This is a genomic window from Pseudoalteromonas umbrosa, assembly GCF_030125375.1.
In the GTDB taxonomy this organism is placed as follows: Bacteria; Pseudomonadota; Gammaproteobacteria; order Enterobacterales; family Alteromonadaceae; genus Pseudoalteromonas; species Pseudoalteromonas umbrosa.
In genome coordinates, this window is record NZ_JASJUU010000009.1 from 106,364 (window position 1) to 127,880 (window position 21,517).

At 45.2% G+C, this 21,517-nt stretch carries 28 protein-coding genes; 23 read left to right on the forward strand and 5 right to left on the reverse strand.

The window, feature by feature from the left end; genetic code table 11:
* Window positions 1-222: 222 nt before the first annotated feature.
* On the reverse strand, window positions 223-1,062 hold the full coding sequence (locus QNM16_RS23545) for a thymidylate synthase (RefSeq protein WP_284022684.1): 840 nt from the start codon (window positions 1,060-1,062) through the stop codon (window positions 223-225).
* Window positions 1,063-1,101: 39 nt separating this feature from the next.
* Window positions 1,102-1,407, reverse strand: coding sequence for a hypothetical protein (locus QNM16_RS23550; protein WP_284022685.1), 306 nt, complete (start codon window positions 1,405-1,407; stop codon window positions 1,102-1,104).
* Window positions 1,408-1,635: 228 nt separating this feature from the next.
* Here QNM16_RS23550 and QNM16_RS23555 point away from each other — a divergent pair, with 228 nt between their 5' ends.
* Window positions 1,636-2,205, forward strand: a complete 570-nt coding sequence (locus QNM16_RS23555) for a hypothetical protein (RefSeq protein ID WP_284022686.1) — start codon at window positions 1,636-1,638, stop codon at window positions 2,203-2,205.
* Window positions 2,206-2,208: 3 nt separating this feature from the next.
* Complete coding sequence (locus QNM16_RS23560; RefSeq protein WP_284022687.1) at window positions 2,209-2,826, forward strand: hypothetical protein; 618 nt, start codon at window positions 2,209-2,211, stop codon at window positions 2,824-2,826.
* A gap of 3 nt (window positions 2,827-2,829) precedes the next feature.
* Here the strand turns inward: QNM16_RS23560 and QNM16_RS23565 are convergent, their stop codons facing one another.
* The gene (locus QNM16_RS23565) at window positions 2,830-3,372 is read right to left on the reverse strand and encodes a hypothetical protein (protein ID WP_284022688.1); all 543 of its coding nucleotides are present in this window, start codon (window positions 3,370-3,372) and stop codon (window positions 2,830-2,832) included.
* A gap of 123 nt (window positions 3,373-3,495) precedes the next feature.
* Between QNM16_RS23565 and QNM16_RS23570 the strand changes: the two genes are divergently transcribed.
* From QNM16_RS23570 to QNM16_RS23610, 9 genes are all read left to right on the forward strand, one after another.
* The gene (locus QNM16_RS23570; protein WP_284022689.1) at window positions 3,496-3,948 is read left to right on the forward strand and encodes a thermonuclease family protein; all 453 of its coding nucleotides are present in this window, start codon (window positions 3,496-3,498) and stop codon (window positions 3,946-3,948) included.
* A gap of 14 nt (window positions 3,949-3,962) precedes the next feature.
* A complete protein-coding gene (locus tag QNM16_RS23575) occupies window positions 3,963-4,478 on the forward strand; it encodes a hypothetical protein (protein WP_284022690.1) in 516 nt (171 codons plus the stop codon).
* Between the two features lie 17 nt (window positions 4,479-4,495).
* Entirely contained in the window at window positions 4,496-4,726 is a 231-nt protein-coding gene (locus QNM16_RS23580; RefSeq protein ID WP_284022691.1) for an RNA chaperone Hfq, read from the forward strand.
* A gap of 8 nt (window positions 4,727-4,734) precedes the next feature.
* A complete protein-coding gene (locus QNM16_RS23585) occupies window positions 4,735-5,115 on the forward strand; it encodes a hypothetical protein (protein WP_284022692.1) in 381 nt (126 codons plus the stop codon).
* 332 nt (window positions 5,116-5,447) lie between these two features.
* Entirely contained in the window at window positions 5,448-5,987 is a 540-nt protein-coding gene (locus QNM16_RS23590) for a hypothetical protein (protein ID WP_284022693.1), read from the forward strand.
* Between the two features lie 112 nt (window positions 5,988-6,099).
* On the forward strand, window positions 6,100-6,420 hold the full coding sequence (locus tag QNM16_RS23595; RefSeq protein WP_284022694.1) for a hypothetical protein: 321 nt from the start codon (window positions 6,100-6,102) through the stop codon (window positions 6,418-6,420).
* A gap of 129 nt (window positions 6,421-6,549) precedes the next feature.
* On the forward strand, window positions 6,550-6,705 hold the full coding sequence (locus QNM16_RS23600) for a hypothetical protein (protein WP_284022695.1): 156 nt from the start codon (window positions 6,550-6,552) through the stop codon (window positions 6,703-6,705).
* 365 nt (window positions 6,706-7,070) lie between these two features.
* Window positions 7,071-8,399, forward strand: coding sequence for a hypothetical protein (locus tag QNM16_RS23605; protein WP_284022696.1), 1,329 nt, complete (start codon window positions 7,071-7,073; stop codon window positions 8,397-8,399).
* Between the two features lie 68 nt (window positions 8,400-8,467).
* Complete coding sequence (locus tag QNM16_RS23610; protein ID WP_284022697.1) at window positions 8,468-9,796, forward strand: hypothetical protein; 1,329 nt, start codon at window positions 8,468-8,470, stop codon at window positions 9,794-9,796.
* Between the two features lie 44 nt (window positions 9,797-9,840).
* Here the strand turns inward: QNM16_RS23610 and QNM16_RS23615 are convergent, their stop codons facing one another.
* Window positions 9,841-10,449: a hypothetical protein gene (locus QNM16_RS23615; protein WP_284022698.1), complete on the reverse strand. Its 609-nt coding sequence runs from the start codon at window positions 10,447-10,449 to the stop codon at window positions 9,841-9,843.
* 148 nt (window positions 10,450-10,597) lie between these two features.
* Between QNM16_RS23615 and QNM16_RS23620 the strand changes: the two genes are divergently transcribed.
* The 3 genes from QNM16_RS23620 (at window position 10,598) to QNM16_RS23630 (ending at window position 12,551) form a co-directional block, all read left to right on the forward strand.
* The gene (locus QNM16_RS23620) at window positions 10,598-10,921 is read left to right on the forward strand and encodes a hypothetical protein (protein WP_284022699.1); all 324 of its coding nucleotides are present in this window, start codon (window positions 10,598-10,600) and stop codon (window positions 10,919-10,921) included.
* 109 nt (window positions 10,922-11,030) lie between these two features.
* The gene (locus QNM16_RS23625) at window positions 11,031-11,909 is read left to right on the forward strand and encodes a hypothetical protein (RefSeq protein ID WP_284022700.1); all 879 of its coding nucleotides are present in this window, start codon (window positions 11,031-11,033) and stop codon (window positions 11,907-11,909) included.
* 3 nt (window positions 11,910-11,912) lie between these two features.
* Entirely contained in the window at window positions 11,913-12,551 is a 639-nt protein-coding gene (locus QNM16_RS23630; RefSeq protein ID WP_284022701.1) for a ribonuclease HI, read from the forward strand.
* Between the two features lie 34 nt (window positions 12,552-12,585).
* Here QNM16_RS23630 and QNM16_RS23635 read toward each other — a convergent pair whose 3' ends face one another.
* Window positions 12,586-13,515, reverse strand: coding sequence for an AAA family ATPase (locus QNM16_RS23635; RefSeq protein ID WP_284022702.1), 930 nt, complete (start codon window positions 13,513-13,515; stop codon window positions 12,586-12,588).
* Between the two features lie 201 nt (window positions 13,516-13,716).
* Between QNM16_RS23635 and QNM16_RS23640 the strand changes: the two genes are divergently transcribed.
* The 9 genes from QNM16_RS23640 to QNM16_RS23680 all read left to right on the forward strand — a co-directional run bounded on the left by QNM16_RS23640 (window position 13,717) and on the right by QNM16_RS23680 (window position 21,514).
* Window positions 13,717-15,189 carry a hypothetical protein gene (locus tag QNM16_RS23640; RefSeq protein ID WP_284022703.1) on the forward strand — a complete coding sequence of 491 codons (1,473 nt, stop codon included), beginning with the start codon at window positions 13,717-13,719 and terminating at the stop codon, window positions 15,187-15,189.
* A 114-nt stretch (window positions 15,190-15,303) separates the two neighbouring features.
* Complete coding sequence (locus QNM16_RS23645; RefSeq protein ID WP_284022704.1) at window positions 15,304-15,804, forward strand: hypothetical protein; 501 nt, start codon at window positions 15,304-15,306, stop codon at window positions 15,802-15,804.
* Between the two features lie 76 nt (window positions 15,805-15,880).
* Entirely contained in the window at window positions 15,881-16,573 is a 693-nt protein-coding gene (locus tag QNM16_RS23650) for a hypothetical protein (RefSeq protein ID WP_284022705.1), read from the forward strand.
* 55 nt (window positions 16,574-16,628) lie between these two features.
* A complete protein-coding gene (locus tag QNM16_RS23655; protein ID WP_284022706.1) occupies window positions 16,629-17,126 on the forward strand; it encodes a hypothetical protein in 498 nt (165 codons plus the stop codon).
* Between the two features lie 169 nt (window positions 17,127-17,295).
* The gene (locus tag QNM16_RS23660; protein WP_284022707.1) at window positions 17,296-17,541 is read left to right on the forward strand and encodes a hypothetical protein; all 246 of its coding nucleotides are present in this window, start codon (window positions 17,296-17,298) and stop codon (window positions 17,539-17,541) included.
* Window positions 17,542-18,618 (forward strand): hypothetical protein, encoded by a 1,077-nt coding sequence (locus QNM16_RS23665; RefSeq protein ID WP_284022708.1) that lies wholly within the window; start codon window positions 17,542-17,544, stop codon window positions 18,616-18,618. It begins immediately after the preceding gene.
* A gap of 29 nt (window positions 18,619-18,647) precedes the next feature.
* Window positions 18,648-19,142 (forward strand): hypothetical protein, encoded by a 495-nt coding sequence (locus QNM16_RS23670; RefSeq protein ID WP_284022709.1) that lies wholly within the window; start codon window positions 18,648-18,650, stop codon window positions 19,140-19,142.
* Window positions 19,143-19,149: 7 nt separating this feature from the next.
* Complete coding sequence (locus QNM16_RS23675) at window positions 19,150-20,046, forward strand: hypothetical protein (RefSeq protein WP_284022710.1); 897 nt, start codon at window positions 19,150-19,152, stop codon at window positions 20,044-20,046.
* Between the two features lie 127 nt (window positions 20,047-20,173).
* On the forward strand, window positions 20,174-21,514 hold the full coding sequence (locus QNM16_RS23680) for a hypothetical protein (protein ID WP_284022711.1): 1,341 nt from the start codon (window positions 20,174-20,176) through the stop codon (window positions 21,512-21,514).
* The last annotated feature ends 3 nt before the right edge of the window (window positions 21,515-21,517 follow it).

The window sequence follows — 21,517 nt, forward strand, 5'->3', positions numbered from 1 at the left end:
CTCACACAATCCTGTATCGACTGTGTCATGTCTCAGTTGCACGCTATTTTGCCTTATTGTACAACGTATGTCATGCATATCTGTTGTCTCTATCTTTTGCTGCAATGCGGTCTATGCACAACAGGTTAGCGCGCAGCGTCTTTCAATATGTCCATTAGGGTAACGGGTTAAAAGGTAGATACCGCTAACTTAACATAATTAGGAGTCTGACTAAAAAATCAGCTACACAGAAAACGGGTAACGGATCGCATCATGGGATTGATAATTTACCAATTTAAAATCATCGGTCGTCACCCAGGTCTCAACGTCTTCCAACGTTTTGATATCGGGATTTATCCAAATCTTCGGATTAGGGAGGGGCGAGCGCTTTAATTGTACATCGCGCATCAATTCAACTTGGTTGTCGTAAATATGAGCATTGGTTATATGATGACGCGCCCGACCGGCCTGATGCCCAGTGATCTGCGCCATCAAGCGCAATAACACCTGTACTTGCGTGGTATTGGCCCCTGCTAAGCCCAGCGGTACATCACAACTGCGCTGATAGCTCTCTAGATATAGGGTGCCATTGCTAAGGGCAAAGTTATGTGTGTGCATACAAGGTCGTAAACACCCTTTATCAAACTCATCCGGTTTATAAAATGTGATGATTTCCCCGCGGTCATCGCAATTATTTTTAAGGTTATCATACACTTTTCTGATTAGATCAATGCCACCAAAGTCTTTGGCAACCGCCCCGTACACCTTGCCCATATCATCCTCACCTTGACGATTCGGGTTCGTAAGCCACTGACTATTTTCATTGGCATTGGCATCCCAAGAGCGGGTGCCTAACTGACGAAAGGTCTTTGCAGAAGTGGCACCGCGTAAATAGCCAAGCAGCTCAGCAACGGCCAATTTAAAAGGCACTTTACGCGTTGTGACTATCTCAAATTCAGGCCCCGAGCAATCGTATTCCAACGTTGTACCTATCAAGGTTAAACAACGAGTGCCCGTGCGCGAATTCTCTATCCAGTGTCCATGGTCGAGGATGCGCTGCGCTAATTGTTGATATTGTTTCATTTCTCTCAAGTCTCAATGGTTATAATTTTTATCCAGAACTTAGTACAGATTAAAGCTTAATTGTTGAACCACTTTTAATGCTTCATCACGCGACGGGACAACAGGAAACCCATTGTAAGTCATAGATAGCGAGTCAAACCTCTCCTGCTCGCCCAATAACTCAACCCAATTTGCCACCGCCTCTTCAAACGAGCTGGCCACTTGATTACTTAATCGCTCAGGGACAATGTTACCTGTCTCGGTCGTGACGATTGTCCAAAGTTCAAATGATAATTGGTCTTCATGGAGGAACGTGGTCGTCTCTTCCGTCGAAACAAATGCATTAGCTAGCCAATTTGTATTCATAATAAAGATACTCCTAAGTCTCACGCAGCATGCGATAGAATATGTAAAAACCGCATACCGACTGAATATTACGCTGAAATCCCCTACGTAGCAATAGAGAAGCTTCAAATAGCATAGCATGTTTTGCTGTGTCTTTTCGATTTATTGTACAACAAATAAATTTGTGCCATTGAACTATTGATATATTTAGTACATAGTACGGTTTTCAATACAGAGAATTGTACAACGATGAGTACCGAATCTACGGTCTCTTTGATAGACACCCTAGAGGCGCTACAAAAACAACACAAAGAACATGCAGCCTCTGTCAAATGTATATTAAAGCGACTAGACCTTGCGCTAAAGCGCTCTAAAATCACCTTGCTTGGCCTCTCAGAGGACGGCGAGCCCCTATATAAACCCGCTCATTTGGCATCACCACGAGATCAGTTACGCTGTGGTTTAATGGTTGAGAATGAAATAAAAGATGCCCGCGTCATTGCCCTAAACAACCATCATTTCCGCACTCAAGGCGAGACAAAAGGACAAAAACTGAATAAATTAGAGCATGAGCTTTCCGTCTTATCACAAGTGCTACCAAGTAAAATATCTGAAAAGCAACTTGTTGATATAATTAACGAATACACGCAAAATGCGCTACATAATAACCCCGAGATCAGTGAACCCCAGATGGTTGCCAGAACCATGAAGTATTTACGAGACTCGATGTTTGGCCGTTATTGCAAACGAGAGGCACGGGAAATTGCTGAGATGACCGCCAGCGCCAATATCAACAGCCGCCTTATCACAGCTTGGTGATGCATGATGAGATTTGACCAAGCACTTATCATGCAAGAGGACATCAGTGAGCAACGCGTTAAACTGGACGCAAGTTTCGATGAAAAGCTCGCCGCACTGCGACAAGTGTACGAGCAGCGCAAAACCAACCTCGAAAAAAGCTATGCCCAAGCAAATCATGTCATTACCACCGAGTCTCCTGCTTTGACAGATCCGAAAGTGCATTTAGGTAGCCAAGCGGTCCGTATTGTCGGTGATGCAGCCCTCGCGGGTCGCGACTTTGAGCACTGCTGTTTACAAGCCGCGACCAACCTCGCGCGCACACAGGGGCAAAGTCTTGGCCATTATAGTTATTGCACAGTAACTCGCGGCGCAATCCATGGGTTGTTTCAAGTGCTTCCATTTGGCGGTAAAGCTCAAGCCAATGACATTCCGCTATTTCGCATCGAAGGGACGCCAGAAGTGGCACATAAAATCCTAACCGGTTCGCAACTGCCAAGTAATGTCATTGAAGCGGCGAGTTACTTTGTCTATCACTTACCCGCTCTATTTAAACTAGGTTGGCGCTGGGAGGACACGGTCGTGCGCAGTAGCGATCTATTTGCAGGTGATCCGAACATTGCACAGATGCTCACTCAGTAGCCCTTAATTCAGCGTTGTCGCAGTGGCCTGTATCATATTGCGATAGCTGCTGACCGGCCATGTCAAAACCAGCTCTCTGATCTTGGGGTGCTGCTCAAGATAAAGCACAGCACTGAGCAGTGCATCCAATACCCCAAGCGGCAGAGCCAATGTCATCACGATACGAGTCAAAGCATTGGCGCGTAATTCCAAGCTGACCGAGCCACGAGTAATCTCACCGATTGTGACGTGTAAATCTTGCCAGCGCTTACTTGTGGTCGACACGTGCACGCAGGCAAGCAGCGCCGCACGAATATCGTCTGCCTGAAATGGCATATGCTCGGTATGACGTTTATTAAACAGCAAGTCTTTCAAAGCCTCACCAGCAAATACCAGTGTTGCTTTTAACGGCGGTCGACGCGAGTCTCCGGCCTCTTCAGGGGCATGTCCGGCCTTAAATTCTGCACATAATGTCAATCGGCAAACATCTTTAAGCGACACCACTCCACTCATCTGAATGCGCTCAGGGGTATCTCGATAATACGTGTCATAGATCACGGCGTACATAAAGTCCTCGGGTATCAAAATCTCACAACCGCAGTATATTATAAAATATTGTACAAACAATCACTTTTATATTGTACAATGATCTACCAATGAGAATGCGCGTGAGCGACTGGGAGTGAGACAATGAGCAGAGTAAAAAGCTCAGCCAAGTTTATGGCTGCGCTAATGATAATGATGGGCGTTAGCACAACGCACGCCAATACCATTTACGAGCAATCTGTGGACGTCAGTGAGTTAGTCTCTGTTTACGACGGTGACACCATCAAGGTAAACATTGCAGGCTGGCCTCATATTATCGGCAGAGCCATCAATGTGCGTGTTCATGGCGTCGATACGCCAGAGATCCGCAGCTACAAATGCCTAGAAGAAAAAAACCTTGGTGAACAAGCTAAGCACTTCACTTTTGATTTCGTTTCCAGTGGAAAAATCACCCTACACAACCTGCAACGCGATAAGTATTTTCGAATTTTAGCGGACGTGAAAGTCGATGGCGTCCCGCTCTCTCGACGCTTGATTGAAGCGGGCTTAGCCTTCGAATATTACGGTGGCACAAAGCAATCTTGGTGTAATGGATAACCTTGGAAAAAACAATGAACGAACAACTCAATAAATTAACAATAGCCGATGCACAGGCAAAAATGTATGCCGAATTCGATGCCGACTTAAAAACTAAATGCCCTTGCTGTCATGCAGTGAAACGTGCCTACAAACGCGCTCTGACGCATTCAATGATCAATGCACTGCAACTTGTCCAAATGCACACCCAGCACTGTGTGGTACGTGAATTTCATTTAGAAACCATACTCAAAGACGCAACTTGTCATTCAGGTACCCGTGGAGATGCCGCAAAGCTGCGCTACTGGGGGCTCATTGAACGGGGTAAACGCGGTAATGGCTACTATCATTTGACAGAGAAAGGCAACCAATTTTTAGCCGGTGAATTAGCCGTGCCCACCCATGTCACCGTCTATGAAAACCAAGTATTGGCACACAGCGACAGTACTTTAGTTTGGAATAGCAGTGAAGGAACAAAAACCACAGAAAAACCCAATAACCGTGGCTTAATGGGCAGCTTAAAAGCCGCAGTTAAAAACGTATTTAATTGATTTTTATTGGAAATACCATGCTAAACACACAACCCCAACTAAGAAGAAACACCCTTAAATTGTGGCAAAGTGAGCGTCAACTTATTCGCATTTACCTTGCTAACAACATCAGTCTCACTGGGTATATTGCAGAGCATGACGACAGTTCAGTACTACTTGAACTACAAGGGCAGGACAACGCATTTACTTTAATTGATAGAGACAAGGTTCTAAGCATTTGCAGTCACGCCTATTTGGGTAAATCATAAGCGACATTATGATAGGCGAAATTACCCCTGAGCTTTGGTCGCCAAGCCAAGCCGAACTGGATTTACAGGCCGAACACGGCCTGTTATCCGTGCGAGATGAAACGCTTTTTTTCAAATGTATTCGCAGTGGTGGCTGCTGTAAAACCAACCTGTGCCCTGTCGGTGAGCTTGACCAAACAGCACAGCAATGTCGTTTTTTACACCCCCACAAAAACCTCGACACAGGTCATACATTATATCGTTGTACTATCGCCCATGAGCAACACACCCAAGCCGCTTGTCAGATCAGCAAAGGTTGCTGCATGCCCTGGTCACAAGCCAGAAACGACCTATTAAACGCACATAAATCTGACCTCGCCAATTTAATCGCTGTTCTGAACATAGAATAATGTGTTAGACTTGCAAGTGTGTATCTATCCTTTTACTTAGATATTTACCCCACATTGATTGAGACTGCATCCTGTGAATAATCATATTCTCTGGTCATTGCTTGACTAAAAAGCACGACCAAAGAGCCCTGATTTAAGCAGGCAGTTTTACTTATCTCCCGTCATATATGACGATATTTAAGTGCCCAAAGCTGCGCATATGAGACATTAAGACACACGGTTTTTTCGTTAATTAGTGCGCAGGCCATTGCCATACGACTATGACCTTGAACTGTGTAACTGCGTTACTTGCGTGATGTGAATGCGGTCAATTCACATATAACGGAGGTTACATGGCTTACGCTCCTTCAAACGCTGATCTAAAAAACGCTGCAAACTTATTTGCAGAGGTCAAACGTCTTGAATATACAAACACAATGCTGAGCGATGAGGCGAGTTATGCAAAGGCTGCACTAAAAACAGCACTTGATAAATTGGGTTTCGATTGGTCTCCCGCCAGTCGTGACTATTCGATAATGCAACGTGTCCTTGAAGTAACATCACTGCCAGAAGTACAGTCTTCTTTGCAACAAAGTGAGGAGCTTAGAACACAAGCAAATCATACAATTTTGCAATTGCGACAAACGACGTCACTGTTAGTGCGAGACCGAGATTGTCTACTATTGGCTTTGACACAACGGTTTAAGGATCAAGCTTACCGCTGCGATTATATGGGCGAGTTTGCCGTGATTATCGAAGCTGAAGTTGGTAACTTTTGCTGGTTTATCGACAAGGAAAGTATGGCCTTATTTACGGACTTAACGAAAAAATCAGCGCCTAGCCAAATCTTGTCAAAACACGAGCGCGCCAGTTTATTACACGCACTGCTCTAGACAACAGGCTAGGTTAGCTGTTATGTTGTTGGCCCTAACTGAGGAAAACACCCAGTTAGGGCCACCTGTATTAGAGGTGAGCAATTTAATTTGAGACTTTGAGAGAATAATAATGACTGTATTTCCTAATGGACAGATCCGAGCGCTATTCAGCGTGCCTGCAATTAACGCTGTAATTGAGAAAGAAATGCCTGAGTTTGAATACTTACCAGAAGTACTAAAACTTATATCAGGTGTTACAAATCAAGATGTTACGCAAAGAGAACATGATTTGATCATGGGTGATAAGCGCCTACTCATGTTGCTAGATGCGGCCAGTGATGATGTCAAAGCCCAAATGGCAAAAGTGTCAGGTTGGACACAGTCATTTTGTGAATTCGGGGCCAAATTTGCGGTGAGCGTTGTACCACAGCCCAAACCAATTACAGAATAAACGTTTATAGTGTGCGCTAGGCTAGCTACTTTTTTATGACTAAAAGAGAAGCAATGAAGTACTTGCTTTAACCTAATCAGAATGCCAAAATCATTGTATAATGTTTTTATATTAAGAAGCAGAATTGATATGACCCGACTTGAAAAAGTACTAGCCGAGCTCACAGAACTTGTTGAACAACAGCAAGATAGACAATCTCACCGCGCAGTAACACCTGCATGTGGGGATGTCTGTATTTGCAATAATACGTGTGGTTGTGCCGATGATGCCAAAGAAAATACTTAATATTCTTTTTGCTTTAACATTATCGGTGCTGCTAGTCCGTTTAAATAACAGTACCTGGTGTTACATAATGACGGCTGAAAGTCGTGATACTGGTTATGCAAATGTAGCAAAAACAAAGGCAGATCAGAGAGCTGGCTCACTTAATTGATAATTATATCACGGCACTGAGCACAATAAATCGATACTATGAAGTTCACCCAATCCCATCGCTACCCTTTGTACAAAGATAATAAAAATAGTAGAATTACAAAGAACACGTAAAGAAGATATTTTCTTTATCCGAGACATGAGAATGCCCACAATCGCGATTGTGAACCGGCTATGAGACAGCAATAAACCTAACTTAACACCTAGGAGTTATTAGCATGGCATTTTCCATGAAATCAGTGCTTGCGGAAACATTTGTTAACGCAACTTCATCATCAGTAAACACGCACGGTTTGCACTCTGTTACCTTTACGCTTGAAAACGCTTTAGCATCAGGTGACTTCCTATTGCAAGCAATACGTCAACATGCGTCAGATAACGCTATTACATTAAAAGAAGACATCAGTAACTCATATCTTTCTGTGTATTTAGTACCAAATCGCAACGCAACGGCAAATGGCGTTGACAAGAATAAGTTCGACAATGGTGACTATGATGACACCTTAGTAGCTCGTCGTATTCCATTGAGTAAACTGATCCAATCCCAAAGTGGCAGCACTTTATACGCTGCGTTTGAGATCTCAGGCTTACCTGCTGGCATTGACTATAAATATGCTTTTGAACTGGTGCTCAATAAGCAACCTCAGACAGATTGGTTAACATCTTCTGATATTATCGCTTTAGAGGGTACAGAAATTGGTAAACCAAGTGTCACCATCAAAAAAGTTGAAGAAGGCAGTGCCGTAAAAGTCACGATTGATACTGCTGTCACTGATGATACAGACACATTTGTACTAGAAGTCATCGACTCAACAAAGGCGAAAATGCCTGAAATGAGTTATGACGAGACTGTAATATTGACCTCCAACTTCACTTTTGATCCAGATGCCAAGCCAGTCTTCACATTCTCACCAACGACCGAGAATATGCGCCGCTACGTTAACTATGAAATCCGTGTGCGCGCTCGTAAAGCTGAAGCTGGTAAAGCTGACTCTGCAAGTGAATACGAAGTGGTCACAGCTGAGCCATTTATGCTGCCTTGGTTGTCAGACTTTGTTGACCAAACGGTCATTCAAGGACGACAAGTCGAAGACACACTAGTTGCAGATTTGGCACAAAATATCCTTGATAATGCACAAGTACGTGACCAGTTACGTGGTGCATTAAATTCAGGGTCTTATTCAAGTGTCGCATCACTTCTTTACGATATGACACGTGACGTCGCCGTAGAAGAGTTCCAAACTATGGCTATAAAATTCTCACAAATTCGTGAGTTTTTACGCCGCATTGCACTTTATAGCGAGATTGACGAAAGCTATGCTGAAATGCTGGATCTAAGCGACCCTGAACTCAAAGAAGCGTTTACTTTCGTGACCAAACAAGGTTACCGAGAAGGCATCCCAACAAGCTATTACACTTGGTTAGACAAGGCATTTTATCTTGGTGCCGTTGTCGATACACAGACCAATAAAATCGCAGAAAATAAGTTCCATGTAACAGTGCGCGGTTCTGTCTACAGAGACCGTGCAGAAATCCTGTTCTCATAATAGAACTCGCCATCTGACTGTAGGTCAAGCCTCACCGCTTGACCTCTTTGACTAAGGAATACTGCATAATGATTCTTGATTTAAATGCTTTTCTGAATGCTTCAAACCCCGTTGCCACGATTGCAGATCCGCAGCCTGAATACGACGGTTTGATGCGCCATGGCATTACGCTAATTGGTTTTGAAGGCCAGCAGGCGCTGCGTGAGGTGCTTAAAGACCAAGCGCTATTACCTGAAACCTACTTGGCTATTTATGTGGCACCAAAAGACGCACTTGATCAATCAGGCACTTCTTTTGATGAAGCACACACCAAAACACTCGTCCCCTACAAATTTGGTGGCAGCATTTTGGTGCACAAAGCGTCCTATGATGACGGTGACAAATACAACTATAAAACGCTCTATGTAGATGGGCTTCTATCAGGCACAGACTACTATTACGGCATTAAACTCTTTGTTGATGGCGTAGAGCAAGCGGGCTTTACCGAAGGCGTATTCACGACCGCAGGTGCCGCAATCGTCCCGCCAGATCTAAATAATTTGTCGATAGCTAAGCCTTCTGATGACTACAAATTACTGTATAACATCCTCACCCATGATATGTCTGGAGTGCCAGATAATATCGAGCCACGCTTTGAAGTTATTAACCAACTTCTGAGCAAAGCCTCGCCACGTGAAGTCATTGTTGACCGTGACGTTTATGACCCAGCGACACCTAACTACTTCACTATAGAAGATACTGCGGGCGGAATCTTTGACCGTTACGTCTATTATGATGTCCAAGTCCGTTACCTTTACAAAACCGGCGAAGGCGTCCAAGTAGGCGCGTCGGCACCGACCAAAATTGCCAGCGGAATACAAATTCCATGGCTACATAATTTCGTTGATCAGGTGATTTTAAAAGGCGGTGGTATTGACCAAAAGATCTTGGAAGATGCCGCTGATAAAGTCAGTCAGCTAACTCCTGCCGAGCGTGAGGCTATCTTAGCGCAAATGTCTGATGGCGACATCAATGACATCGGTCAAGTCTACACTCGCTTACTCAAGCTCGCTGCACTAGACAATGTTAAAACGCTCGAAAGCCAATGTGATGCGCTGCGACTCACCTTACGTACAGCCTTGTATGAAGCAACAGCATTGCAAGAACGCGGCAAAGGCTTATACATTACGCTGGACTTAAACACCGATGAGCAAAAACGCGTTTTTGATATGGTCACGTCCCCCTCCGATGTGCGCGGATATAACATCCCATCACTGATCAAATTTGCTGAAGGCGTTTTTTATGTCTCAGATGACATAGATGAAGATGGCAATACGACAGGACAAACTCGATTGACTTACATAGGCCATGCAGCCTATGAGCGCTTCTTCCTCGACTTCAATCAACGCCCAGTGTAAGTACTAAAACCTCAGGCAGCCAAGCCTGAGGTTTTTTCACCTAACTAACTTAAACTCAAATTAAGAGTGCCGCGCTTTGGCGATGCTGATTTATAGCTGATCTCACAGGTCGCGTGCAAAAGTTTCACCCATGTCTGCAATGATTCATTGTGCTCACCTAGTAAGCTCGCTGCCAAACACGCACGCTCAACCAGCTGCTGCTGCTGTAAAAAGTTATGCCAGTCTTTATCAACAACGCGTTTAACCAAAGAAGCCAAATAGAGTAATTTGACATAATCAGGTGCCAATATTAATTGTTCAACCTCTGCCTTCCACTTGTTCGAGGCCGTCTTAAACTGGTTTTGTGCCACCTGCACCGGTGCAAAATATGACAACGCATTCACCAGATCAGGTAATTGACGCTCAGCCAGTAAAATACGCCAATCTGGCTCCCTATGCGGTAAAGACATCAACAACCCTACAGCGAAAGGTAGCGCCTCATCACCCAATGCATTTTTAAGATCCGCTAAAAACCGCAACTGTGTAATTGTATTGGCTTCACCAAATTGCTCAGCACTGAGCGCAATCGCGTCACGCATTAAACTATCAACGCTTAACTCTTCCCCTAAGAACTTTTCAAGTTCTAGTAAGAGCGTGGTTTCACCGTTTGACATCGTTAATAACCCCTCAATATGTTGTACAATATGTGTTTTAAAACCAACCAATCGAATTGTACAATGAATTTTATTTTAAGTCGCCGTTCCAGTGGCACTTATCATGTAAAACACAATCTTGATGATGACAATACAGGTGTAACACAGTATGACAAACATAATTCCAGATGCGCCAAAAGCGGAACGCGTAGGCGACATTATCTTTTGCGATAAATTACCTTACCCTACTGATTATATTAAACAAAAGCTAACTTGCGTGGTGTTTGTACCAAACGATGACACCCTAATCAGTATTGCTCGACATGCCATTATAATGATGATTAACCACGGTCGGCTGCGCGATGATATGGTACGTTTACGTCGGGTTGCCGATGGCGAAGAATATGACTTCGACGCCATGATCCAAGGCGTATTAGAAGACATCACAAAAGCGGAGGCCTCACAAGCGCCAAAAATAATCACTGACCTTTAGTCCCTAAAAGCTTGCACTGTAACAGGTTTTGCCCTATATTTTTGTGCTGACTCCATTGGGGTCAGACAAAAATAATTGAGACTGATAGATAAGTGAATTGAGAATAACTATGTCCCTTTCTTCTGTACAAGTCGCTGACGTACAGCGCGCAATGGCAAACAAGCATGCTGGACGCTTTATGATGAAAGCGCCAATAAATAACCCGATGCCGAGAGGTAAAGCAAAACCCATGATAAGCACTGCACAACTTATCAGTGCAATGCATAACAGTAAGCTTGATGCGGTATTTAATAGCCGTATAGACTCGTGGCATATGGGCATGTCCCACTTGTTGGCCGCAGGTCACACAACCGATGCACAAGCCAAACATTTACATCACTTGGCCAGAGCCAGCGCGCTCTTTGATCAGTTCTGTGTTGGACTGAGCGTCAACACCACAGAGCAGCGTGTTTACTTGGCTTTCCAATTGATTAATCATGCCGGTGAAGCCCAACTACCCAGTGAAGATGTGGTGGCCAGTGCCATCGATGACTTGGCGCAAAGTACCCGTTTATTTTCATTCTATACCTACGTGCAGCATAGCGATGGAAAACGCTCTTGGTGTGATTTTAGTGGCGTTGACCCAGTGGCTTATCAAAGTGCCATTGACCAATCATATTGTGAAGCCGCTCTTGCAGATATAGATGGCGGGTTTGTCTTAACGTTTAGTTACCATGCTCTATATGTTGCCACCTGTGACAACGACACTGAATTATCCAAAGGCGTAGGCGTAATAAGCGAAGGGGCATACAAAACCAAATACCATTTATCAGAGCCTTATCAGGATACCTCGCCGGGTGAGCTTAGTCTGCGCGTGGGTGAATATCGACGTTCAATGCAGGCTGCACAAAATGTGCGGATTATGTCTTGTACTACCCGTAACAAGCGGTCATCCGCCACTAAAGCAAATAAAAAAGCGGCGGCAAAAGCACGTAAAAAGCGTAGATAAATCATGGCAAAGCGCAACCCAACTTGTCAGCAATTACGCACTGCATTGGACCCAGAGCGATTAGCGGAGCAACTCGCTTATGCCTTGCCACGTGCCTACTCTAGACCCGCGCTGTATCTATTTTGCGATGGTGGTGTGGTCTATAGACGCGATAAAATCAGTAACAAAGTCGACTCAACTGGACCTGGTGGATGGGGGTGTGCTTTTTTACTGGTCGATGAAGACACTTCGGCCTATCTGAGCTGTTTGCGTGGTAATCACCCCAATACAACCAATAACCAAATGGAGCTGCATGCCGTGAATCACGCCTTATTGCAGCTCAAAGAGCTTGATGACATTAGCACTGGGCAAGTTCGGCTCCATATCATTTCCGACTCCCAATATGTGGTTAAAGGCGCAACACAGTGGCTTGATGGCTGGAAAGCAAGGCACTTTGAAGGGGTGAAGAACTTACCGTACTGGCAGCAATTTTTGCTCGCTAGCCAAGGCTTAAAGCCGACTTGGCACCACTGCCGTGGACACCGTAATGCCGCTGACTTTCCCGCCAGAAGCTGGGATAAATTTACCGCCATCGGTAATGATATTGCCGATAAGCTTGCAACACTCGGGCGGCTCGAACTCACGTCCCAAAAAAGCCGGTAATCACCGGCTTTCTCTATACTATTAAAAACACCTTCTATTTATTAGCAATCCGCGTCACATCAACGGTTTGGTACAAGGTATGGTTTAAGGCATCTAACATGGGACTGTCATTGATGCGCGTCAACGCCGCGTCTAACCAATGCAGTAAATCACTCACGACCAAGCTATGTAACCAAGCCACACGCACCACCACAGTATCAGCACAAAAAGGCAGTTCAGCCAACTTGAAGGTCACCCCTTCTTGGTCCATCAAGGTTTTACGAACATGGTTTTCTAACGAGCCCAAAGCATTGGTTTGATTGTGCTCAGCCAGCCCATCAAGCTGAGTACACAGACCTTGCTCGGTGTCACCAGATAAAATCGCATGGCGTATCGTCGGCTCGCCATCAGTCGGTACACGTAACTCACTCAATAAGCTCGACAACAGCGTTTCAACGTGCAAAATATGGTGTGGCTTAGCAGGAGCAGAACCCGCTTTTTCGGTCAGTGTAATGGCAGGGTTACGTTTGACATTCACAAGCAAATCAAAGTGTTTCATGGTGATCAACTTACAGCGGTCTATATACTGAATAAGGCGCGTGTAGTGTTGCTCAGACAGCTCCGTAGTGGCCACTATGTCTGCCAATGTATAAGCGGCCATGCACATCGGCGTCCTATCGGTGATAAACCCGCCGGAATGCGCGCTCCATTGCTTATCGGCATGATCAAGCAAGTAGTTTTGCGCATCTAAGCGTGCAGTAAAATCATTGTGATAAGTGGCCTCTGAATTAAACCCTACACTGGCCAAGGTTTGCGAAGCTTGGGTACTGATAAATGGTAAACCGGTTGCCTCACTGTACTTTTCAGCCAAGGTGGTTTTTCCGGTGCGCTGAGCGCCTGTCAGACCGATACGCGTGTGTTTTGTCATATCATCAAGCAGTGAATCTGTTTTTGCTTGTGCTAAAGACATCGCAATATGCTTCATTGGGTGTTCCCCTTTATAAATTTTTCTTAAGTATCAATTACGAGCGTTTAAACTCGGCTGCATTCTAGCACTTCTCAACGCGTCCCTGCCAGTGAAATTAATTAGATTAATTGCTGAAACATAGCGCCATTTGTGGATATAATAACGATTGTACAATGATAAAAAACGATCATTAATTTGAGACACAGAAATGGAGCCACTATGAGCACGCTTGATCACGTCGCCACTTTATTTGAAGATTTAGTCCAACAGCTAAATACCCAGCATATTCAGAAGCCCCAACAAGGCGTCAAGTTTCATCAGGATGCATCACTGCTGCATGCGTTAAGTAACCCAGACTACTATCAACAACAAATACTGCGTGTTGTGTCGGTTGCAGAACTATTAACAGTTGCAGCCAATTCAGCAGTGCGTGCACGCGGCTATCAAGCGCAGGGGCAAGACGAATTTGTAACATTGCATCGCGCTTTATTAACGGCCCAATTAAAGCTGTCTTCGGCACTCAGTATTGCTGGCGCAGAGCTAGTGCGCATAAAAGACTGTCCAACCCACAACCTCAATCACTCAGCAGCCAGAGCCGTACAGGACATCTTTGTCAATGCCGTTCATGGTCGGGCGTACTTGGACCAACTTGTTGAAATATTGACGATTTGGGCAACTTCAATCAAAGCGCTATGCAGCCACTCAAACCTACATCGCTATCACAAAGCCCTGCGCAGTTATTTTGATGACATTGTCACGACCACTGCTGTACTGTGTAATTTAACCCATACGCCATTCAGTCAACCTCGTGCAACGGCACCGCAAGTTACTCAAGCCCAATCGGCCCCAAGTAGTGCCCCGCTCTACAACACACAACGCGATCATGTCGATTACTTTGATTGGAGCGAGCACCAAACATTTACTCAGGTAATTAAGGTCAATAACGCCGCCGCAGCAACGGGTAAGATCAATATCAAAGCACACAGTGCGCAGCCTGTTGTGGAAGCCGATATCCGCTATCAATTCAGCGATAAAAAAGTGCCAGTTCAAGATAACATCTTATTTAGTTTTAGTGAGTTAGATGAGTCACACGGCGGCGCAATTGCGCTGAATACCGCACAAAAAGATGTTAACGACGCCGTGTTCTGGTTGCTTGGCAACGAAAGTGGGATAGTCTGGAGTAGTACATTGATGACCTACTTTGACTTACTCAATGCCGCAGCAGAAAAGCTGCAACAATCCAACGGTAAGTTCAAAGCTGCAACACGTGATATGCGTCAAACTGCACAGCGCATCGAAAACATTTTAGTCAATGATATCAAGCAAGTGCTAAACGATATTGGTTTATGGGATGAAGCGCCACAAGGGGCTAATAATCGCCGTATTGCAACCAAATACAAGCGCATCTTGGTTGAGATCAACCCAGACAAAGCACTGCTGAATTTGCTAGACGCACTGACCGAACAAGGAGCGGACGGCTTCATCTCCTGTTTTAGTAAAGTGCTATTTGCGCTTGCCAATGCCCACGATGAAGTTAAAAAAGGTGCCTTACTAGATACATTAGACGATAAAGAGCGCAAAAAAGTCGTTGCGCTACTAGCGCATCTGAGTTTGGCCATTGGCAAAGAACTTGATAAATTATCAAAGCAAATGAGCACAGAGCAGCCAGATCAAGCAACCGAGTCTAAGTGATAACTTGCTTGTCACTTTTTGTACAGCACTTTTACGACCTACAAAAGTGTTGTACAATGTTAAATGCTACTTACTTTGAATAAGCCTATTTTAATTGAGACGAGATAACGAATTATGTTTTTAATCAATAATACCCAAGGTCGTGTTTCATTCCCGATCAAAAGTCACAATAAAGTGATCACTTTATCACCGGGTGAGAAATCAGAAGAGTTTGATGACAAGCTGTATACTGAGCTGGCACCATACATACGCGCTTTTAACTTATCAATGGAAGGCTATCAAGCGACACATGGCTCAGTAGTGCGCAAACATTCAGGCAACACTGTAACATCTGATCCGAAGGAAAATTCAGGGGCTTATAAAGCCAAAGAGCGTGAAAAGAAAGCGAATGACTTTGCACTAGCCAGATCAAAAGCGGCAATGGATGTCATTGAAAGCAATAAAGCGGCCAAGCAAAAGGCATCTGAAAAACTTGCTGAAGCTGAGCAAAAGGCTGAGCAAAACGTGGCTGAGACACCGACTGAGACGAAAGCAAAATCGACCTCGAAATCTCCTAAAGCGGCTACTAAGCGCACGCGTCGCTCTACTTTAAACCGTAAAGCAAACGCTAAGTAAACCAATTTAAGAGCTTCGGGCAGTATGTTGATAAAGGGCGCTGTTGACTGCGCCTTTTCTCGTAACGGAGCCTAATATGACACTAGACGAATTGATCGACTATGTAATGACCGAGAGTGGTGAGTTCATAGTTGGAGAGCTTGAAACCACGCAGATAAACCGCCACCGCTTCCACTTGATAGTCAAACGCGCCCTCGCGATTTACAGCAAATATCGTCCCTTGGTAGACCGCCAAACTTTAACCGTAAATGCTGCATTAGATTTGACCGATCAAAGCTTAGGGTTTACGCCTGAATGGGTATCCCGCGTGGTGCCAGTCAGCGACTCAAGTACCAGTAATATGCAAAGTGCTGCGGCCTTTATTTACGGCAATGCCGGTGGATTATCAGACCCTTACTTTGCCACCAGCCGACCTCGCCAAATACCTTGGGAATACAACAAGCCGATCCTGTCTGTGTCAGGCACTGCGGGACTCTATGACGTCACCATGCACCGTCACCATACACTGAGTAACATCAGAAAGGATGACAAAAACTTGGTGACACACGCCGAAGTAGACAGCATTGATTATTCTGACGATATCTTTTTTGACATATTAGTGGGCTTCTTTTTGATGTCTCTTGGACGTTCAAGACGCGCATTTACGCTCAATGACCTACCCGTCACCATGGACGCCAGTGACTTGGTGTCTGAAGGAGAAGACAAAGTCAATGACGCCAAAGAGCGCTTAACCGAACAGTCGAGTTGGTATCTTGCACTGGGTGAATAATCATAGCCAATGAGGGGCGATTGCCCCTCACAATTATATCGAGACTGAGACAACCATGACCACAATTGTAGAACTCATTCGCGGCACCGAGGCCGTAAGAGACCGTGCAGAGGCCGCAGATGGATATGTACGGATGGAAAACTCACGCTATGCTGCGGGCACTAAAACCTTGATGTTCAGTGCCGCCATTAATAGTGAATCCAAATCTAGCTCACGCTATAGCGCGGTTATCATGTTTCAAGGCGTCGAGTTTGCTGACAGTCGTCGCGGCAGCTTTAGCCTGCCTTTTGAGGTGAATGGCAAACGGGTGTATGTTGAGAAACCCAAGATGTCAAAGCACGACGTGCGTATACGCTGCTCATGCACTGACTACACTCATACTTGGGCATGGTGGAACAACAAGCATGATGCCCTCTTTGGTAAAAAGTTTCCGCCTTACCGCCGCAAGACAAACAATCGTCCACAGCGCAACAAGGTCAAGCAACCAGGCATGTGCAAACATTTACTGGCTTTGATTGAACGACTCAGAAATACAGGGATTATCAGCCGCTAACGCCTTGATATCAGCCAGAGGCTGGCTCAATGATTGACTATCGCACTGCCTAATACAATCAAAACACATTGTACAATGTTTTCTACGTGATAGTATTAAACACACAGACAATTAGTTATAATTGTATTATCGATACCGAGTTGAGACTGTCTGTTAGGAGACATGAAGAATGGCATTATCATTTGCTGTTGATTCTACACTTGCGCGCTATGTGAAATCATTGGCACAACGCGCAACCACAGAACACAGCACCTTAACACCAGCAGAACGCTCCGTGCTCCTTATGAGCGCCCTAGCAGCGGCCAGCAACATTGAACATGAAGCCTTGCGTTTAACAACCATAAAATGGGTCAACGCACGCGCCACTCGCATTGATTTCAACCCCAGAAAAAGCGCTGCAAAGGGGCCAGAATAAATGGCGTTTTCATTTCACAGAAGTGGCTATCAAAGTCATATCACCATGATGAAAGACCTTGTCACTGACATGGTCGAAACAGGCATGTTCAAATCTGTGACCATACAGCAAGCGGATAATAATTTTATCATCCACCCGAAACTACTTGAAAGTGAAGTGCCTTTTTCTTGCTTACTTGAAGTCATGCCAGAGGGCAATGCCATGTTAACTGGCAATCAGCACTCATGGCGTATCATGTTTAAAGTAGAGTGGAATCAATGTCGCATATATGTGGCCCCTGCACTTCAACTGCCGGATACAGGGTTTTTGACACAGGTGCTGGGCGAGTATGAGCAACTACTTGGCTGGGATCATGTCGGTGTCATTGGCAGTGATATCGGTAACACAGGTATCCCGTTTATAGACCGAACATACCTAAGTAAGTCAGCACCCGCTTACCCTATGGGATTTGTTTTAACTCTAACAAATAGAGGGTTTGTGTTTTTCACCTACGAAGAGACATTCGATGATGCCAGCGTATGGCACGATGGTTCTTGGTTCAGCTGGCTGTGTGTTCAGCGCCCCGTCGACCCTGAGTCAGGAGAACCACTGGTCAGTGAAATGTCACCTGTCTTTGCCGCCTATGAAATCAAGAACGGGCAAGGTCACAAGCGTAACAAGTTTGTTGTTCGAGAGTCTGATGTGGTGGTGCCAACCAAATCTAAGCCTGCTTGGCGCTTTATGCGCATGGAAAATGCCATCATGCCCCATGCCGATGCTGAGGTGAACTACTTCACCGAAGAAAATAGCGCTAAAGTCTTCTACCCGCATAACCTCAACACCCGTCGCTACCGCTATAAACATGTTATGGATCTCATTGCATTCAGTGAAGCCCGCTTATTTGGTAGCTTGCAGAACATCGAATTTTCGAAAGTGTTTCGAGAGCAAATTGCACGTAAATACAAAACCGTGATCAACCACGCTCAAGAATCATCAGGGACCATCATATTCATTATGATTAACGGTGCCGAAATACGTGAACACGTCAGAAGCGTCGTGGACGAATCAAGTAACTGGCTAACGGCAATGATGTCGTAGCAACCAAACAAAATAAAGAGACTGTGAAAATGACACGAGCACAAAATATCATTGCGCGCTATAACACACTAATAAACCAGAATAGTGCGTTGTCTAACGTTGATGAAGGACTAGAAGATCTAGTGATTACAGAAGCGGGACAAAAGACATTATCGCGCATCAACAGCTACCTAAAAAGCAAGATCAAAGAATTTAACGTCATGATGAAATGGGATTGGCCATCGCTCAACCCTTCACTGCGTCAACTCAACAGCGACGACCTTGAATGGAAAGTTACTGTAAATAGCCAATCTAATGGCGAAGAGTTTGTAACAGATATGGTGACTTGGGCAGAGGGCGCACTGGTCCCTGCGGTAAAACAAGAGTTCGCTGGAGAAAAGTACAAAGTAAAAGCGTCAGTTGCGCACAAGATCTTCCCAAGAGAAGATGGCGGCCAAATCCAATTTGCCACCGTCACCGTACAGCTGAGCAAGCTGAAAAAAGCGGGGCTAGTGGCGTTATCGGACAAGAAAAAAGAGGCATAATAGCGACATGTTTAGCGTGTTTCGCCACGGTCTAGTCGATTTAAGCCAAGTCTTTGACATCTTGCAAGAGAAGGCCAACTATCACTTCGATGTTGCCGCCAAGCAAGACGGCAAAGTCTTGCTGCTCAAACCGCGTATTGCGCTAGATGTAATGTCTTACGAGCAAGAATGGTTAGTGCGCTTAGAACTCTCAGACGATGATAAGCGCATCCGACTTAATGTTGTCACGCCACTACAAATCAACAATGTTACCGGTGAGCTGTATTCTCGGGCAGTGGGCAGTTTAAATACCTCCGATACACCTAATGAGTTGGGCTATTGGTTTCGTCGAGATTCAATGAATACCAATGGCAAATACAACCGCCCATTTTCCTTTTTGTTTACCGCGGATAGCCACGGCTTTGCCATTGCCATCTGGGAACACGCGGTCGTTGATAGCCCTGAACGACAGTTGAGCTGGCTGTGTATTCAAAAACCAGTGGACTGGGAAACTGGCATAGTCATTCCAACTACGCACAACCCAATTCTGGCACTCAGTGGGACGTTTAATCGCTTTAATGCCGAGGTCAAGCAACTGCTGGTCCGAGAAAGTGATATTCCAGTACCAGCACCTGCGACAACGGCTATTGATAACACTTATAACCGCAACAGTGTGATGCACACTGTTAAGCTAAAAGAAATTGCTGAAAACCGAGATTACATCATTCAGTTTCCAAACAATTTCTCAACCGAACGCTTTAGCTACGAAGGCGTTTTCGACATCATCGGGTTTGCCAATACCGATTTGGTTTCAGCAAACGCAAATTTAACTATGGAAGTTTTTAATTCCCGCCGAATTTATCACAGTATGGTCAGTACAGAAGCCGACAACGCGGGGATCAGCGTGATGTTTCGAGTAGGATAATCAACACATTGTACAATCTGGCTGTAATACACCGAACTTTCATTGTACAATGAGGCTAGGCCGCGCTGCGCGTGAGCATGATACTTGGCGATTAATTGCACTGACCATGTGACGGAGTTATACACTTATGGCATTTGAACTTAGAGCGGATTTCCAACCGTACAGCATTGAACGTGGTGGTTTCACTACGCTAAAAGCGCTGATCTCGTCGGTTGTCCGTGATTTAACGAATTATTATGAACACCCTGACGACCCTTCGGCGTCAGAGAATGCATTCAAACTCTTATACCCTTCAGATAACCCTGATTTAAGCGACCCAACGTCGTTTGATTCGTCGGTATTTGTGATTGAAGCAACCGGATTTGTTGACCCATTGGCAGGCCCAGATCCAGAACGCGCCAGCCATGGCGTGGATGTTGTGCCGCAACCTTGGATCATCCGCTTTGATGCGGGCGTTGGCAAACAGTGCCACCCAAGCCACAACAACCGTCGTGAGGACCGCAACGACAAGGCGCCGGAGGTGGGGAATTTACACATCAATATCAGTACCCCGCTTCAGCTGTATAAACCAGCTCAAGGCGACTGGCAGCTCTATGATTACACGCCACCAAACAAAGGCGGCGTACATGACGACCCTGTTGTAGAAGGTACGTTGGGCTTTTTAGGCCGACGTATACCGGTTATCGATAAGCAAGTAGCTTGGTGTGATCCTAACGATGCGCTGCGCTTAGAAATCGAAGACAAGGGCTTCTTCTGTCGTCGTCCATTGTATGACGCAAAACGCGAATTTGAAAACAAATATCCAGATACGGCACAAGTTGCGCTACAAGGCACGCCAAACATTCCGATGTCTTATGCACTGACTGTTTCTAATCACGGCATCATGCTGGCAATTTGGGAAGAAGCCACTGACCAATACGACCACACAGGGTGTCGTCACAGCTGGTTTGCAGCACAGCGTCTGGTTGACAAAGATTCTGGTGCACCTTTGGTTGATCAGGCTGAAAGCCACTCACCACTGGTATGTATGTATGGTATTCAAAACCAAACACTGAATGAAACGCGTTATTTTGTGGTGCGTGAGTCTGACGTACACCGTCCAAGTGAAGACTTAGATGCAACGATTAACACCCGCGACAGTGTGGCGTTGATCAACCCACTTGAACAGATAAGCGTAACAGAAAACTACGAGTATGTTGTGACGATTCCTTCGGGCTTAAACACACAGCGTTACATGTACCTAGAAGAGATGGACCTGATGGGCTATTGCTCGGCAGACATCATTTCTCAAGATGGTATCGCTGAGCTGTCTATGTACGATGATGGCACCAAGAAGCGCTACAAAGGCTTGCGTGCAACGGGTGAATATAACACGGGTTTACGTATTCTTATGCGCTGGTACAACAATGCGATCATGACCCAAGACAACATCGGTGTGTCGGGCATCATCCCCGCTGGCGGCCATTAAGAG

Excerpts from the sequence above, each read along its gene's own strand:
- QNM16_RS23545 (WP_284022684.1), bottom strand. The coding sequence starts at position 1,062 with ATGAAACAATATCAACAATTAGCGCAGCGCATCCTCGACCATGGACAC.
- QNM16_RS23550 (WP_284022685.1), bottom strand. The coding sequence starts at position 1,407 with ATGAATACAAATTGGCTAGCTAATGCATTTGTTTCGACGGAAGAGACG.
- QNM16_RS23555 (WP_284022686.1), top strand. The coding sequence starts at position 1,636 with ATGAGTACCGAATCTACGGTCTCTTTGATAGACACCCTAGAGGCGCTA.
- QNM16_RS23560 (WP_284022687.1), top strand. The coding sequence starts at position 2,209 with ATGATGAGATTTGACCAAGCACTTATCATGCAAGAGGACATCAGTGAG.
- QNM16_RS23565 (WP_284022688.1), bottom strand. The coding sequence starts at position 3,372 with ATGTACGCCGTGATCTATGACACGTATTATCGAGATACCCCTGAGCGC.
- QNM16_RS23570 (WP_284022689.1), top strand. The coding sequence starts at position 3,496 with ATGAGCAGAGTAAAAAGCTCAGCCAAGTTTATGGCTGCGCTAATGATA.
- QNM16_RS23575 (WP_284022690.1), top strand. The coding sequence starts at position 3,963 with ATGAACGAACAACTCAATAAATTAACAATAGCCGATGCACAGGCAAAA.
- QNM16_RS23580 (WP_284022691.1), top strand. The coding sequence starts at position 4,496 with ATGCTAAACACACAACCCCAACTAAGAAGAAACACCCTTAAATTGTGG.
- QNM16_RS23585 (WP_284022692.1), top strand. The coding sequence starts at position 4,735 with ATGATAGGCGAAATTACCCCTGAGCTTTGGTCGCCAAGCCAAGCCGAA.
- QNM16_RS23590 (WP_284022693.1), top strand. The coding sequence starts at position 5,448 with ATGGCTTACGCTCCTTCAAACGCTGATCTAAAAAACGCTGCAAACTTA.
- QNM16_RS23595 (WP_284022694.1), top strand. The coding sequence starts at position 6,100 with ATGACTGTATTTCCTAATGGACAGATCCGAGCGCTATTCAGCGTGCCT.
- QNM16_RS23600 (WP_284022695.1), top strand. The coding sequence starts at position 6,550 with ATGACCCGACTTGAAAAAGTACTAGCCGAGCTCACAGAACTTGTTGAA.
- QNM16_RS23605 (WP_284022696.1), top strand. The coding sequence starts at position 7,071 with ATGGCATTTTCCATGAAATCAGTGCTTGCGGAAACATTTGTTAACGCA.
- QNM16_RS23610 (WP_284022697.1), top strand. The coding sequence starts at position 8,468 with ATGATTCTTGATTTAAATGCTTTTCTGAATGCTTCAAACCCCGTTGCC.
- QNM16_RS23615 (WP_284022698.1), bottom strand. The coding sequence starts at position 10,449 with ATGTCAAACGGTGAAACCACGCTCTTACTAGAACTTGAAAAGTTCTTA.
- QNM16_RS23620 (WP_284022699.1), top strand. The coding sequence starts at position 10,598 with ATGACAAACATAATTCCAGATGCGCCAAAAGCGGAACGCGTAGGCGAC.
- QNM16_RS23625 (WP_284022700.1), top strand. The coding sequence starts at position 11,031 with ATGTCCCTTTCTTCTGTACAAGTCGCTGACGTACAGCGCGCAATGGCA.
- QNM16_RS23630 (WP_284022701.1), top strand. The coding sequence starts at position 11,913 with ATGGCAAAGCGCAACCCAACTTGTCAGCAATTACGCACTGCATTGGAC.
- QNM16_RS23635 (WP_284022702.1), bottom strand. The coding sequence starts at position 13,515 with ATGAAGCATATTGCGATGTCTTTAGCACAAGCAAAAACAGATTCACTG.
- QNM16_RS23640 (WP_284022703.1), top strand. The coding sequence starts at position 13,717 with ATGAGCACGCTTGATCACGTCGCCACTTTATTTGAAGATTTAGTCCAA.
- QNM16_RS23645 (WP_284022704.1), top strand. The coding sequence starts at position 15,304 with ATGTTTTTAATCAATAATACCCAAGGTCGTGTTTCATTCCCGATCAAA.
- QNM16_RS23650 (WP_284022705.1), top strand. The coding sequence starts at position 15,881 with ATGACACTAGACGAATTGATCGACTATGTAATGACCGAGAGTGGTGAG.
- QNM16_RS23655 (WP_284022706.1), top strand. The coding sequence starts at position 16,629 with ATGACCACAATTGTAGAACTCATTCGCGGCACCGAGGCCGTAAGAGAC.
- QNM16_RS23660 (WP_284022707.1), top strand. The coding sequence starts at position 17,296 with ATGGCATTATCATTTGCTGTTGATTCTACACTTGCGCGCTATGTGAAA.
- QNM16_RS23665 (WP_284022708.1), top strand. The coding sequence starts at position 17,542 with ATGGCGTTTTCATTTCACAGAAGTGGCTATCAAAGTCATATCACCATG.
- QNM16_RS23670 (WP_284022709.1), top strand. The coding sequence starts at position 18,648 with ATGACACGAGCACAAAATATCATTGCGCGCTATAACACACTAATAAAC.
- QNM16_RS23675 (WP_284022710.1), top strand. The coding sequence starts at position 19,150 with ATGTTTAGCGTGTTTCGCCACGGTCTAGTCGATTTAAGCCAAGTCTTT.
- QNM16_RS23680 (WP_284022711.1), top strand. The coding sequence starts at position 20,174 with ATGGCATTTGAACTTAGAGCGGATTTCCAACCGTACAGCATTGAACGT.